Source organism: Paenibacillus ehimensis NBRC 15659, from assembly GCF_004000785.1.
Lineage (GTDB): Bacteria > Bacillota > Bacilli > Paenibacillales > NBRC-103111 > Paenibacillus_G > Paenibacillus_G ehimensis.
Window position 1 is genome coordinate 1 of the sequence record NZ_BILX01000035.1, and the last position, 14,381, is coordinate 14,381.

At 55.0% G+C, this 14,381-nt stretch carries 12 protein-coding genes; 11 read left to right on the forward strand and 1 reads right to left on the reverse strand.

The genetic code is table 11. The features are described from left to right. The first annotated feature begins 314 nt into the window (after nucleotides 1-314). The 8 genes from PEH01S_RS19815 (at nucleotide 315) to PEH01S_RS19850 (ending at nucleotide 10,281) form a co-directional block, all read left to right on the forward strand. Nucleotides 315-1,913: a S1C family serine protease gene (locus PEH01S_RS19815; RefSeq protein WP_127487584.1), complete on the forward strand. Its 1,599-nt coding sequence runs from the start codon at nucleotides 315-317 to the stop codon at nucleotides 1,911-1,913. A 114-nt stretch (nucleotides 1,914-2,027) separates the two neighbouring features. Beyond that, the gene (locus PEH01S_RS19820) at nucleotides 2,028-2,720 is read left to right on the forward strand and encodes a response regulator transcription factor (protein ID WP_025851161.1); all 693 of its coding nucleotides are present in this window, start codon (nucleotides 2,028-2,030) and stop codon (nucleotides 2,718-2,720) included. A 1-nt stretch (nucleotide 2,721) separates the two neighbouring features. Further along, a complete protein-coding gene (locus tag PEH01S_RS19825; protein ID WP_127487586.1) occupies nucleotides 2,722-4,236 on the forward strand; it encodes a sensor histidine kinase in 1,515 nt (504 codons plus the stop codon). Nucleotides 4,237-4,273: 37 nt separating this feature from the next. Further along, complete coding sequence (locus PEH01S_RS19830) at nucleotides 4,274-5,227, forward strand: 4-hydroxy-3-methylbut-2-enyl diphosphate reductase (protein WP_127487588.1); 954 nt, start codon at nucleotides 4,274-4,276, stop codon at nucleotides 5,225-5,227. A 31-nt stretch (nucleotides 5,228-5,258) separates the two neighbouring features. Next, nucleotides 5,259-5,792 (forward strand): DUF2062 domain-containing protein, encoded by a 534-nt coding sequence (locus PEH01S_RS19835; protein WP_127487590.1) that lies wholly within the window; start codon nucleotides 5,259-5,261, stop codon nucleotides 5,790-5,792. 128 nt (nucleotides 5,793-5,920) lie between these two features. Next, entirely contained in the window at nucleotides 5,921-6,967 is a 1,047-nt protein-coding gene (aroF, locus tag PEH01S_RS19840) for a 3-deoxy-7-phosphoheptulonate synthase (protein ID WP_025851168.1), read from the forward strand. Between the two features lie 261 nt (nucleotides 6,968-7,228). Then, entirely contained in the window at nucleotides 7,229-8,653 is a 1,425-nt protein-coding gene (gene glnA, locus PEH01S_RS19845; RefSeq protein ID WP_025851169.1) for a type I glutamate--ammonia ligase, read from the forward strand. A gap of 209 nt (nucleotides 8,654-8,862) precedes the next feature. Continuing rightward, nucleotides 8,863-10,281, forward strand: a complete 1,419-nt coding sequence (locus PEH01S_RS19850; protein WP_127487592.1) for an erythromycin esterase family protein — start codon at nucleotides 8,863-8,865, stop codon at nucleotides 10,279-10,281. Nucleotides 10,282-10,379: 98 nt separating this feature from the next. Here the strand turns inward: PEH01S_RS19850 and PEH01S_RS19855 are convergent, their stop codons facing one another. Next, nucleotides 10,380-11,051, reverse strand: a complete 672-nt coding sequence (locus PEH01S_RS19855; RefSeq protein ID WP_127487636.1) for an MBL fold metallo-hydrolase — start codon at nucleotides 11,049-11,051, stop codon at nucleotides 10,380-10,382. Nucleotides 11,052-11,294: 243 nt separating this feature from the next. Between PEH01S_RS19855 and PEH01S_RS19860 the strand changes: the two genes are divergently transcribed. The 3 genes from PEH01S_RS19860 to PEH01S_RS19870 are packed head-to-tail and all read left to right on the forward strand — an operon-like array spanning nucleotide 11,295 to nucleotide 14,366. Further along, nucleotides 11,295-12,272 (forward strand): Gfo/Idh/MocA family protein, encoded by a 978-nt coding sequence (locus tag PEH01S_RS19860; RefSeq protein WP_025851174.1) that lies wholly within the window; start codon nucleotides 11,295-11,297, stop codon nucleotides 12,270-12,272. A 24-nt stretch (nucleotides 12,273-12,296) separates the two neighbouring features. Further along, entirely contained in the window at nucleotides 12,297-13,280 is a 984-nt protein-coding gene (locus tag PEH01S_RS19865) for a Gfo/Idh/MocA family protein (protein WP_127487638.1), read from the forward strand. Between the two features lie 12 nt (nucleotides 13,281-13,292). Further along, nucleotides 13,293-14,366: a hypothetical protein gene (locus PEH01S_RS19870; protein WP_246063001.1), complete on the forward strand. Its 1,074-nt coding sequence runs from the start codon at nucleotides 13,293-13,295 to the stop codon at nucleotides 14,364-14,366. Nucleotides 14,367-14,381 lie beyond the last annotated feature (15 nt).

Genomic DNA, 14,381 nt, shown 5'->3' on the forward strand with positions numbered 1-14,381 from the left:
GCCTGCGCGGGACTTTGCCGCGTTAAAATGTAAGCGTATCCGGCGAGCCGTGGCTCGCCGGATAGACGCGTTCCTTCATCTATAGTAACAAAAATGCGGCATACTTACTCCCTAGACAAACTTGCGGGTCCAGGGGCGCAGCTCCTGGGGTCCCCCTTACTAAGGGGGATTTAGGGGGATGGTTCTTTATTTTACCTCCATTTTATTTTTCTTTAAGGTTTCTTTAAGGTTGCGCGTGCAATATAAAGACAAGAACAACAACAAAGCAAGAACAGCAATCATCTTGAAGCCTTATCGAAACGGAGGTTTTTCTGATGGATCACAACAACAATAATAACAACAACGTAAATGATCTTTTTCGTCGCCCGAACGACGAGTTGAAACATAGCGAGTCCGAGGGGGATAACCGGCAGTCGGCCGGGAAAGAGGAAGCGGCGGCGAGCCGTGAGCAAAGCTCCCATTACTTTTCCTACGGTCCTTACAAATCCGGCACCTCGGACACGACGGTCAGCGACAGTCAAGGCTCCGCTCCGGTGGAAGTCACGCCGCCGAAGCCGCTGCGCACGTACGGCCTTAATTCCGGGGAGCAGCAGCAAGGCCCGATGGGGAATTGGCAGCTCGGCGCGGCGCCGAAGAAGTCGAGCGGGTTCCGCAGCATGTTCGCCGCGTTTATGGCCGGCGTAGTCGTGGTTGGCTCGCTGATGTTCGCTTCGGACAAAATGAACCTGTTCACCGGCGCGAAAGGCATGATGACCGGCAACAGCAACCAGAGTTCGGCGGCTGCTCCGGCGCAGGCAGCCAATAATAACGGGAACGTGAAGCCTTCCTCGCTCGATCTGGCCCGTCCGACGAATATATCGGGGATTGTGCAGCAGGCAAGTCCGGCGGTCGTCAAGATCGAGACGAAAGTCAAGACGAGAAGCTCCGGACGCTCCAGCAATCCGTTGTTTGACGACCCGTTCTTCCGCCACTTTTTCGGCGACGATTTCGGCGGCAGCCAGCAGCAGCCGAAAGGCAACGACGGGCAGCTGCAGCCCGGCGGGATGGGGACCGGCTTTATTTTCGAGAAGACCGGCTATATTTTGACCAACGAACACGTCATCGAAGGCGCGGACGAAATTTGGGTGAAGGTAAATAACAACGGCTCCGAGAAGGAATATAAAGCCCAATTGCTCGGCAATAGTTATGATCTTGACTTGGCCGCGCTGAAGATCGAGCCGGAAAACGGCCAAGAATTCCCGACGCTGCCGATCGGCAGCGCGGACAGCTTGAACGTGGGCGATTGGGTGGTGGCCATCGGGAACCCGTACGGCTTCGATCATACGGTAACCGTCGGGGTGCTGAGCGCCAAAGAGCGTCCGATCGATATCCCGGACAAGAACGGAACGCGCCAATACAAGCATTTGCTGCAAACCGACGCTTCGATCAACCCGGGGAACTCCGGCGGTCCGCTGCTGAATCTGAACGGCGAGGTCATCGGCATCAATACGGCCGTCAGCGCGCAAGCGCAGGGCATCGGCTTCGCGATTCCGACCAGTACGATCTCCGCGGTGCTGGATAACCTGAAAAACAACGTGAAAATTCCGAAAGAGCCGATTCCGTACATCGGTGTGCAGATGCAAAATATCGATAAGGATTGGGTGTCGGAGCTTAAGCTCGAGAACACGGAAGGGGCGATCGTCGCTGAAGTTGAGCGCAAAAGCCCGGCCTTCAAAGCAGGTATCCGTCCTTACGATGTGATCACCGAGGTTAACGGCGCTAAGGTGAAAAACTCTAACGAGGTCAGCGCGGCCGTCAAAAAATTAAAGGTCGGCGACAAAGTAACGCTTGGCATTATGCGTGACGGGAAGAAGCAGAACATCGAGGTTACGATCGGCGACCGCAACACGATCGACTCGCAGAAGCAGCAATAAAGCGATAAAGGAAAAGAAGCAGAGCGGACGACAAGCGAAAGCTCCGCTTCTTTTTTTTGCTAGCCTCATTATTTTGGTACAATGGAGATAGGAAAGGCAGGTGGATACGATTTTATGAGAGAGAAAATACTAGTCATTGACGACGATGAAAAAATTACGTCCATGCTGCGCCGGAGCTTGGCGTTCGAAGGGTACACGGTATTTACGGCGAACCATGGGATGGACGGGTTAAAGCAAATTCTTGAGAACGAACCGGATACGGTCATTCTGGATGTCATGATGCCGCAACTCGACGGCTGGGAGGTCGTGCGCCGGATCCGCGAAGGCGGCTCGGACGTGCCGGTGCTCATGCTGACGGCCAAGGACGAGGTGTCCGACCGGGTGAAGGGACTTGATCTCGGCGCGGACGACTATCTTGTTAAGCCGTTTGCACTGGAGGAGCTGCTTGCCCGGGTGCGCGTTCTGCTGCGCCGCAAAGCGGCGGACAAAACGGAGCAGCCTTCCAACAAGCTGCAGTACCAGGACATCTTTATGGATCTGGATACGCGCGAGGTGTACCGCGGCGGACAGTTGATCGAGCTGACGACCAAGGAATTCGAGCTGCTGCATTTGTTTTTGCAGAATCCGAGAAGGGTCCTTTCGCGGGATGTCATTATGGAGAAAATTTGGGGCTACGATTACAGCGGAGAATCGAATGTGCTTGAGGTTTATATCGCTCTCTTACGCCAGAAAACGGAGGAGCATGGGCACAAACGGATGATTCAGACCGTTCGCGGCGCCGGCTATGTGCTGAGAGGGGAAGGCTGACATGTCCATTCGCTTGCGCTTGACGCTGTGGTATACGGCGATTTTGTCCGCAACCCTGCTGCTGCTCGGGCTGGGACTTTACTTTTTTTTGCATTATTTTTATTACGATAATTTAAAGTCCGAAATCGAGCAGCAAGCAGGGGGTGTGGCCTCCCGCATCAAGCCTCAGATCGTAAACGGGGAGTTCGTTCTCATTCCGAACATTCGCGACTTGCCGAAAACGAACAACGTCTTTTACCAAGTGACAAGTTTGAGTACGTGGCAGGTCATCGAGTTGCCCGACTCCGAACAGACGGGGATCAAAATTCCCAATATGACCGATGAGAAGGTTCAATGCATTTTAAAAGGCGAATGTCAGTTCGAGAGGATAAGCATCCAAGGCTACTCGTTCATGGTTTATTATGTGCCGCTTGTTCAGCAGTACACCCGCAACGTATTGGGAATCATGCAGGCCGCTTACTCGATTGAGCAGTACGAGAATTTGTTGGCGCTCCTGCGCCTCATCTTGACGGTGATCGGGCTGATCAGCGTGCTGATCGCCGCCTCGGTCGGCTGGTTTCTCGCGCGTAAAGCGCTGCGGCCGATCGAGCAGGTCATTGCGGCCACAAACCGGATCGAAAAAGGGGTGGATCTCGACAAGCGGATCGAATACACCGGGCCGAATGACGAGATCGGCGAGCTGACGCAGACGATTAACGGCATGCTCGGACGGCTGCAGAACGCATATACCGAGCTGGAAGAGGCTTACGGCGCACAGCGCCGGTTCGTGTCGGATGCGTCGCACGAGCTGCGGACTCCTTTGACGACGATACGCGGCAACATGGAGTTACTGGAAAAAATGTGGAAACAAACGGCGCTCACCTCCGGGGAGCAGGATCATGGGAAGATGGAGATGACGCTGGAAGCGATGCACGATATTTCCGGCGAAGCTGAGCGCATGTCGCGGCTTGTGAACGACCTGCTGTCGTTGGCCCGCGCCGACGCCGGATTCCAGATGACCAAGGACAAAGTCGAGCTGCAGCCGCTGCTCGATGAGATCGCGCGGAAAGCGCAGCTGCTCCCGAAAACGGCCGAATGGATCGTCGGACAGACGAAGGCGGCCGAGGGCATTTGTGTCTACGGCAACGAAGATTATTTAAGGCAGCTGCTGTTCATTTTCCTCGAAAATGCGTTCAAGTACACGGAGCAGGGCTACGTCCGGCTTGACACGCTGCGGCACGGCGGACAGATCGGCATCCGGATCGAGGATACGGGCATCGGCATGGACAAATCCGAGATACCGCACATTTTCGACCGGTTCTACCGGGCGGACCCGTCGCGGGGCCGCAAGTCCGGAACGGGGCTGGGCCTGTCGATTGCCAAATGGATTATCGACGAGCATCAGGGCTCCGTCGAAGTCAAGACGCGAAAAGACGAGGGAACGACCTTCATCATCTGGTTTCCGATCGCAGCCGAATTGAACAGACGGGCGGCGCAAGCCGAGGATCATTCCCTCCAGCCGAGGAATCAGGTATAATGAAGGAATAAGCGAAAATTCGACAGGCAGGTGCAGCATGGACGTTATCAAAATATCCCCCCGCGGCTATTGCTACGGCGTCGTCGACGCGATGGCGCTGGCGATGCAGACCGCCAAAAATTTGAATCTGCCGAGACCCATCTATATATTGGGCATGATCGTGCACAATGCGCATGTCACCGACTATTTCGAAAAGGAAGGCGTCATTACGCTCGACGGCCCGAACCGTCTGGAGATTTTGGAGCAGGTGGACAAGGGGACCGTTATTTTCACCGCCCACGGGGTATCGCCTGAGGTACGCCGCCGGGCGAGGGACAAGGGCTTGACGGTCGTGGATGCGACGTGTCCCGACGTGACGAAGACGCATGATTTGATCCGCGAGAAGACGGCCGAGGGCTATACGATCATCTATATCGGCAAGAAAGGGCACCCCGAGCCGGAAGGCGCCGTGGGCGTCGCGCCGGACCGCGTGCATCTGATCGAGAATACGGAAGAAATCGACAAGCTTGACGTTGCGTCGGAGCGTATCCTGATTACGAACCAGACGACGATGAGCCAATGGGATATCAAGCACATTATGAACCGGCTGCTGGAGCGGTTCCCGCATGCGGAGATTCATAACGAGATTTGCCTTGCCACCCAAGTCAGGCAGGAAGCGGTCGCGGAGCAGGCGAAGGAGGCCGATCTCGTCATCGTCGTCGGCGACCCGCGAAGCAACAACTCGAACCGTCTTGCGCAGGTGTCCGAGGAGATCGCGGGAGTCAAGGCGTACCGCATTGCCGACCTTTCCGAGCTGAACCCCGAGTGGCTGAAGCCAGTGCGCCGCGTAGGCGTCACCTCCGGGGCCTCGACGCCCACGCCGATTACCAAGGAAGTCATCGCGTATCTGGAACAATACGATGCGGCCGATCCCGCGACCTGGGAGCTGCGGCGCACGGTCAATATGGACCGCTTAATCCCGGTCGCCAAGCAAAAAGCAAGCGCGGAGTAGACTGCTCACGGAAGGAAAGGGACGTACAGTCATGGGTAAACAGGCAACCGGCAAAAAGCCTTTTCAACTTCGCAATGTGGGACGTTGGTTTAAATACAAATATTTGCTGCTGACAAGAGCCAAAGGAGGGCCGGCCATCGTCGCGCTCGGCTTCTCCGTCGGTCTGTTTGTAGAAATGTTCACCCTGCCTACGGCAGGGCTTGCTTTTTTTCTTATCTTTCCTTTGGTCTACGTATTCCGGGCCAATATGGCTGCCGCTTTGATCGGATTCGTATTCGGCAAAGTGATCTACATTCCGATGTCCTTCCTGAACCGGCAGGTGGGAGGCTGGGTGCTTCCGCGCGGCATCCGGGGGCATTTATTATCCGTGCTGCCGGATTGGCTCGATACGTTTATCAAGTTCAACTTGAAGCTGCTTGTCGGCGGGGTCATCGATGGAGCTGTCTTGGGGCTCATCGCCTTTTATCCTATTAAATGGCTGCTGGAATGGTATGACAGCAAGCGTAAGGAAAAGCGGAGAAGACGCAAGGAACAGGTGCTGCTCTCCTCGGGGTCCGAAGACTGAAAAATAATCTTTTTCGCTTCGTTCTTGACGGGGAGCGGCTTCTCGTTGTATAGTTACTTTAACACTTAAAAGCGTATAAGCGTCGAAGCGTCTAAGTATGAACATGTCCTTGAGGAGCGTGGATTGTTATGATCGTTATTTTATCCAACAAAGTTACGGAAGAGCGCATTGCCGAAATCGTTCACCATATCGAGAAGCACGAGGTAGCGGCTCATGTGTCCAAAGGCGTAGACCGGACGGTCATCGGCATTATCGGCAAAGCGACCCCGGCGCTGGCCGAGCAGCTTCGCCAGTTGTCCGGCGTAGAGCAGGTCGTCAAAATCTCAAAGTCTTATAAATTGGCCAGCCGCGATTTTCACCCGGACAATACGGTGATCCGCATCGGCGACGTATCAATCGGCGGCGACGAACTGGTCATTATGGGCGGACCTTGCGCGGTCGAGTCGCCGGAGCAAATCGATGAAATCGCGCGCTTGGTCAAAGCTTCCGGCGCCCAGGTGTTGCGCGGCGGCGCCTTCAAGCCGAGAACCGGGCCTTACAGCTTCCAGGGCGTCGGCGTCGAGGGGCTGGTGATGATGGCGGAAGCCGGCAAAAAGCACGGGCTGCTGACCATCACGGAAGTGATGACGCCGGAGTACGTCGATGTGTGCGCGGAGTACGCCGATATATTGCAGGTCGGCACCCGGAACATGCAGAACTTCGATTTGCTCCGCAAGCTTGGCACGATCCAGACGCCGGTGCTCCTCAAGCGCGGCTTCAGTGCGACGTACGACGAATTTTTGAATGCGGCGGAATACATTTTGGCCGGCGGTAATCCGAACGTCATGCTCTGCGAACGCGGAATCCGAACATTCGAACCTTACACGAGAAACACGCTCGACCTGGCGGCCATTCCGGCGCTGCAGACGCTCAGCCATTTGCCGGTTATTTCGGACCCTAGCCATGGCACGGGGCGCCGCGAGCTGGTGGAGCCGATGTGCAAAGCTTCCATAGCAGCCGGAGCGAACGGTCTCATCGTCGAAATGCATACGGACCCCGACAACTCGATGACCGGAGACGGCGTACAATCGCTGTTCCCGGACCAATTCGCCAAACTCATGTTAGATTTGGAACAATTGGCGCCGCTGTGCGGAAAACGATTCGATACGAAGAAGGAAGCGGTTCTGGCGCGGTAATGATCGGTTTTTCAAGGTAGATTCCTTATAGAAAGAGGCTTGATTTTCCTGCTTTTCAGGAAATCAAGCCCTTTTTTTGTCCAAAATGTGACGAAATTCGACGTTGTGTGAGCATACCTTACACCCTCGTAAAAAATACCTGACATAAGTATTGACGATTGTTGCGATGACGATTTATAATAAGTCCATGATCAACGAAAACTTGAACAATGAGCGAACAAAATGATGAAAATGTTCGGAAATTAGGAGGTTGGCGAGTCAATGTCAGTACAAAACGTATTAAACACCATCAAGGAAAAAGGCATCGAGTGGGTAGATTTCCGTTTTGTCGATCTGAACGGCAGAGCGCATCACATTTCTTTACCGGCATCCGAGGTGGAAGAAGAAACCTTCGTGAACGGCGTAGCGTTCGACGGTTCTTCCATCCCCGGTTTCAGAGGCATTGAGGAGTCCGACATGGTTATGATGCCGGACCCGGAAACCAGCTACATTGATCCGTTCACCGCTCATCCGACACTGGTGATCATGAGCAACATCCATTTGCCTGACGGCGAACGCTACGAGCGCGATCCGCGCAGCATCGCCCAGAAGGCTGAAGAATATTTGCAAACGTCCGGCGTAGGTACGGCTGCATTCTTCGCACCGGAATCCGAATTTTTCATCTTCGACGAAGTTCGCTTCGAAAGCAAGCAAAACTCTTCTTCGTACTTCGTAGATTCCGAAGAAGCGCACTGGAACACGAACCGCAAGGAAGAAGGCGGCAACCTGGGCTTCAAAGTCGGCCACAAAGGCGGCTATGTGCCAGTTGGTCCGACAGATACGCAGCAAGACATCCGCAGTGAAATGTGCCGGCTGCTGATCGAATCCGGCCTCCGCATCGAGCGCCATCACCATGAGGTGGCTACCGCAGGCCAAGGCGAGATCAACTTCCGCTTCGACACGCTGACCAAAACAGCCGACAACCTGATGAAATACAAATACATCGTGCAAAACACCGCCCGTCAATACGGCAAAGTGGCGACCTTCATGCCGAAGCCGCTGTTCGGCGACAACGGCAGCGGGATGCACGTTCACCAATCGATCTTCAACGGCGATACTCCGCTGTTCTATGAAAAAGGCGGCTACGCCAACCTGAGCGAAATGGCTCTGCACTACATCGGCGGTATCCTGTACCATGCTCCGGCGTTGATCGCCTTGACCAACCCGAGCACGAACTCGTTCAAACGTCTGGTTCCTGGCTACGAAGCGCCGGTTAACCTCGTGTTCTCGAAGGGCAACCGTTCCGCAGCCGTTCGTATTCCGGTTGCTGCCGTAACGCCGAAGGGCTGCCGCATCGAGTTCCGTACGCCGGACTCCACGGCTAACCCGTACTTGGCTTTCGCAGCGATGCTGCTCGCCGGTCTCGATGGCATCAAGAAAAAAATCGATCCGCGCGCACTTGGCTACGGCCCGCTCGACAAAAACATTTACGAGCTGCCGGAAGAAGAGAAGAAAGAAATCCGCAGCGTTCCAGGTACGCTGGACGAAGCGCTCGACGCACTGGAAGCGGACTGCGAGTTCCTGACCGAAGGCGGCGTGTTCACGAAAGACTTCATCGACAACTACGTTGCGCTGAAGCGCGAAGAAGCCAAAGCGGTATCGATCCGCATCCATCCGCACGAGTACTCCTTGTACTTCGATCTGTAAGCCTCGGCCTTATAATAGATTCGTACGAAGAAGCTCCTTGCTTAAAGCAGGGGGCTTCTTTTTTGCCTGGATGCGCAGGGTCTTTAACCAAAATTTAAACAAAATCGTTCTTCGAATTTAATCTGTGGTTGATAGGATGGAAGCCGGGTACCGCGCTGGACGAATGGCGGTTTCTACACCAATGTACCGGATAAAAGGAGAACGAAATGATGCACAAGCTGAAATGGACAATGAAGCAAGCCGTTATTGTTGCGGTGGCAGCCGTCTGCCTGATCCCGCAGGCAGCGTATGCCGAAGTCAAGGAAACGACGGAAGTGAACGCTCCGCTCAGGGGCTCGGTCGAAGAATATAATCTTACTTGGGCGAAATGGATCAAGTCCCATGCGTACGCGCTTGAGTCGATTGAGCCGGAACCGGTAACGAACGGTTCGATCGAGAAAGAGCGTTTCCAAGATTTAACCTTTCTTAAGCCGCTATTGATGGATAAGCGGATCGTGTACTTGGGGGAAAACTCCCATGGCGTCGCGGAGTACAATCAGGTGAAAACCCGGCTGATTCAATATTTGCACGAGGAGCTCGGCTTTGATGTGATCGCCTTTGAATCGGGGATGGGGAATGCGGCAGGCGCCTATGCCCGCGTCGGGTCCCGTTCGCCGGAGGAGCTGATGAAGGATACGATCTTTGGGGTATGGTGGAGCAAGGAGACGCTGCCTTTATTCGACTATATCAAGCAAAGCGCGGGGACGGAGCGTCCGCTTGCGGTCAGCGGCTTCGATATGCAGGTTCAATTCCCTTACGCTTCTTTTATGAAGGAATGGATCGGAACGAAGGATACCGGGCTGGCGGACGCGTTTGTCAAGGCCGAGAATGAGCTTGCCGACTGGGGCGCGAGCAAGGATGCCGCCGCTTACGCTCAGGCGAAGCCTCGACTGCTCAAGACCTACGAAGACACGAAAGCTTTTCTGGCGGACCATGCGGCCGAGCTGCAAACGCAGTATCCGAAGAACAAGCATCTGGTCGAAATGACCCAGCGGGTCATGGACGATCGGATCCGTGTCGTGAAGGAGTACACGGAGGTCGTCATTCGCAGCAATACCGCTACGGAGCAAGGGGATTACGAGCCTTTTCTGCAAACGATGCGCATGCGCGACGAAATGATGGCTGACAACCTGACTTGGCTCGCGGATCATATTTATCCGGATAAGAAAATCATCGTCTGGGGCCATAACGATCACGTCCGCAAAAACAATTCGCGGGTCATGAACTCTCCGTACTCCGGCCTAAAGCTGATGGGCGAGCTCATGCCTGAGAAGCTGAAAAAGCAAAGCTATACGATCGGATTGTACATGTATGAAGGCGAGGCAGCCAACAATATGGGACAAACGTACATGATTGGTACGCACGAGCCCGGCAGCCTGGAACACATTTTGAAGCAGGCCGGGCATTCGTATACGTTTGTCGATTTGAAATATTGGAAGAACAAGAAAGGCACCTCGTGGATGTTCCAGCCCCGCGTTTCGCTCGATTGGGGGATGATGCCGGAAAGCATGATTCCGCGGGAACAATTCGACGGCCTGCTGCTGATCGACAAGGTTCACCCGCCGGCGTATATAAGAACGAAGCCTTAAGCTTTTGCCCCGTTCTTTCTGTTCAGTGAATAAAGTAAAGGACCGGAACCCCTTATGGTAAAAGGAGTCCCGGTCTTCTAACGTCAGAATGAAGCAATTCATGGATCTAAACCTTGGCAAAGTCCTACTATCTGATCATTCACATTTACATTACTTAATCCCCCGTGATAACAAACCACGGATGCAATGTCGAGGTCTAGATACTTTTTGAGAGAGCGACGAGCTGCATTTCTATCCGGCGTGGTCGGAACGTGAATGCCCCCGAGAACCCCGTTTACACTGTACATCGAATCCCCGGCAATGAGCGTCTTACTTTGCCTTAAATAAAGGCTGATATGACCGGGAGTATGCCCAGGCGTATGGATGACGCGAATCCCGCCGCAAAACGGCAGTTCCTGACCGTCAATCAAGGTATCGTCCACTCGGCCTTTCGGGGGATGTTCAAGGTGCCCGTCTTTTAAAAGCGGTATCTCCCCTTGAATGTACGGCTTATCCAGTTCGTGTGCATAAACTTTAACATTATGACCAAGCTCCTGCAAAATCTCAGGAAGACTGCCTATATGATCCACATCCTGATGCGTCAAAATCACAACTTTTAGTTTGTCGAACGGCACTCCTGCCTTTTCCATGGCCACGCGTAAATCTTCCATTTGCCCCGGGAATCCTGTGTCTATTAAAACCGCCATTTCTCGATCCCGCAAAAGAATGGGGTGAATAATAGTCCCATGAAAATCGAGATGAAGCATTTCTACTCCCTTTGAAATTTCCATCATATCGGGCCTCCGTAAAATTAAATTTTTACGCAAAGTAATATTATTATGTAGGTTTAGTTGTTGTCAACATCTTCTCTATAAATCGCTCGACATAACGGAACGGTTCTCTGCTGCTGTTTTGATAGAAACGATCAATATCGTGCTAAAAATGAGCAATTCCATGCCGAGACGGCACGCTTCCCGTAGGGTATAATCGGAAGCATCCGAGCAGCTTCGGAATACCGTCAAGGAGGGTTATTCATGAAAGTCGTCGTTGTTGGTTGCGGGGGAATGGGGCGGATTCACGCTATCCATTATGCGTCCATGCCTGAAGTTGAGCTGATCGGAGTATGCGATATCGAGGTTCATCTTGCCGAGCGGCTGGCGGATGAAACGAATTGCCGCGCTTTTGCTTCCTACGAAGAGATGATGTCCGCCGTTAAGCCCGATCTGGTCAGCATTGCGCTGCCTACTTATTTACATAAAGAATACACGGTGAAGACAGCGGCGCTTGGCGCGCACGTCGTGTGCGAGAAGCCGATGGCTCTGACACTGGAGGATGCGGCGGAGATGATCCGCTCCTGCGAGCAGGCGGGCGTCCGTTTGTTCGTCGGCCATGTCGTCCGCTTCTTCCCGGAGTATGCCGATATCAAACGGAAGGTCGAGGCCGGGGAATTGGGCAAGCTCGGGGTGGCGCATGCGAAACGGTCCGGCAGCCATCCGGCGAAGGTGAAAGAATGGTTCGGCAATTTTGAGCAAAGCGGCGGCGTGATCCTCGACCTGATGGTTCACGATATCGACTTTATGCGCTGGGCGCTCGGCGAAGTGAAATCGGTGTATGCGCTTAACCGGCGCGATCAAGAGATGGATTATGCGCTGGCGACGCTCGTGTTCGAGCAAGGAGCCGTCGCCAATCTGGAAGCGTTCTGGGGATATCCCGGACCGTTCCATACGAAGGCGGAAATCGCCGGGTCGGATGGCATCGTGCGCAACAGCAGCCTGGAGGCGCAGTCGCTGCAAATGGTCCGGACGTCCGAGGGCAAGGACGGCCCTGCCGCCGTGGAAGTGCCGGGCAGCCCGGGCTATCACGATCCGTATTATTACGAATTGCGTCATTTCGTCCGGTGCATCCGCGAAAACCGCGAGTCGATCGTGACGCCGGCCGATGCGTACAAGGCGGTTGAAATTGCGCTTGCCGCCATCGAATCAGCCAAAACGGGCGCTGCCGTGCAGCTCTAATTCCACGTGAGGAGGAACGCTATGATGAACAAAATAAAAATAGGAATGATCAGCTTCGCGCACGGTCATGCGTTCAGCTACTTGAACGCGCTCGTTTCGATGACCGGGGTCGAAGTGGCAGGAATCGCGGACGAAGTAAAATCCCGCGTGGAGGCCGTGGCGGAGAAGCACGGTATCCCTTATTTTGAAGATTATCGGGAGCTGCTCTCGATGGAGATCGATGCCGTCGTCATCTGCTCGGAGAATGTCCGGCATGCGGAACTGACCATCGCTGCGGCGCGGGCCGGAAAGCACGTTCTGTGCGAAAAGCCGTTAGGCGTCTCCAAGCGGGAAATGGAGGAGATGATTGCCGCCTGCAAGGAAAACGGGGTACAGCTGATGACCGCCTTTCCATGCCGCTATCTGCCGGCGGTCGTGCAAGCGAAGCAGGCGGTCGGGCGCGGAGAGATCGGCGAGATCGTGGCGATCAAAGGCACGAACCGCGGCAGCTTTCCGGGCGGATGGTTTGCGGACAAGTCGCTGTCCGGCGGCGGCGCGGTGCTGGACCATACGGTGCATGTCATGGACTTGATGCACTGGTTTCTCGGTGCGGAAGTGCAGGAAGTGTACGCTTACGCGGCGACGGTATTCCAAGAGAAGGAGATCGATGACGCCGGCATGGTGCACGTCAAGTTCGATAACGGCGTTTTTGCCGTCCTGGACCCGAGCTGGTCGCGCAATCGGAGCTTCCCGACGTGGGGGGACGTGACGATGGAAATCGTCGGCACGCGGGGAGTCCTTTCCGTCGATGCGTTTGCCCAGAAGAACGACGTGTACAGCGTCCGGGCAGGCAAAGGGGTATGGAGCTATTGGGGGGACGATATGGACGCCTATTTGGTTCGATCGTTCGTCGAGGCGCTGAGTCGCGGCACGCCGGTCCCGATTACGGGCGAAGACGGGATGAAAGCCGCGGCCGTTGCCCTTGCCGCCTACGAATCCGCAGCACAAGGGCAGCCCGTCCGGCTGTAAGGAGGAGCTGCAGTGGAAGGGAGAATCAAGGCAAGAATCGAGGCCGCGCTTGAGCTGGCCGGGCTCGGAAAAAACGGGCTGCAGGCTTCGTATTTGGCGGAGGGCGCTTGGCATGAGGCTTACCTGATCTCTACGGCGGAAGCCGGGCCGCTGGTGGCGCGGTTTCCGAAGCCTTTTTCCTACGGGAAGCCGTTCTTGTATAACGAACGGGAGCTGAAAGCCGAATACGGCGGCCGAGGGTTGTATTACCGGTTGGCGAACGGGGTGAGCGAGGGCATTTGCCCTCCGTATTATACATACTCCGTCAGTCCGGAGCTTAGCTTTACGATCGAAACCTACAGCGGGCCCGTGATGTCGCTGGCAACAGCGGACGAAGCCGAAGCCGCCCGATGGGGAGCGGAGTGCGGACGGTTTTTCCGAAGCATGGATCAGGTGAGCGTCGAGCTGGAAGGCTTCGGGTTTCTGGACTGGAAGGACGGAAAGCTGGCCGGCGACCATCAACAGGATTATCTCGCGTATTGGGTAGAGGATACGGAGGGCTATCTGGAGTCGTGGGAACGGCTGCAGCGTGCGGGATACGTCAGCGAAGCCGGGTGCGTGAAGCGAATGCTGGACGAAATCGTCCGGTTCCGCTTGCGGCGTACGCCTGAGTTAAGCTTGACGAACCGGGACGTATCGCCGGAAAACCTCATTATTTGCGAGTCGGGGGTCCGTTTGATCGATCCGGTGCCGATCCTCTATGACGGCTTTGCGTTCGCCGGCAACGTGTTGAACAATTTCAACACGTTGTTTCCGTCGTTTTACGGCTCTCCGCGGTATGAGCGTCACGGGTTCGACCGGTACCGGCCCTTGCTCCGCTCGTTCGCCGACGGGTTTCTCGAAGGGTATGCGCAAGGCGATCCCGAGATTGTCTGCGCTTTGCGCGTGGAGCAATTTCTGATGCTGCTGGACCTGACCTGCGACCATATCGGGCTGCTGGAGCACGATATGACGGAGGAAGCGAGGCTGCGCTATGGGGACAAAGCTGCAGTAGAGGAGCGAATTCCCCTATATATCGCCGCTTTGGAGCAGTTTCGTCTATCGTGACATACGGCGCAGCGA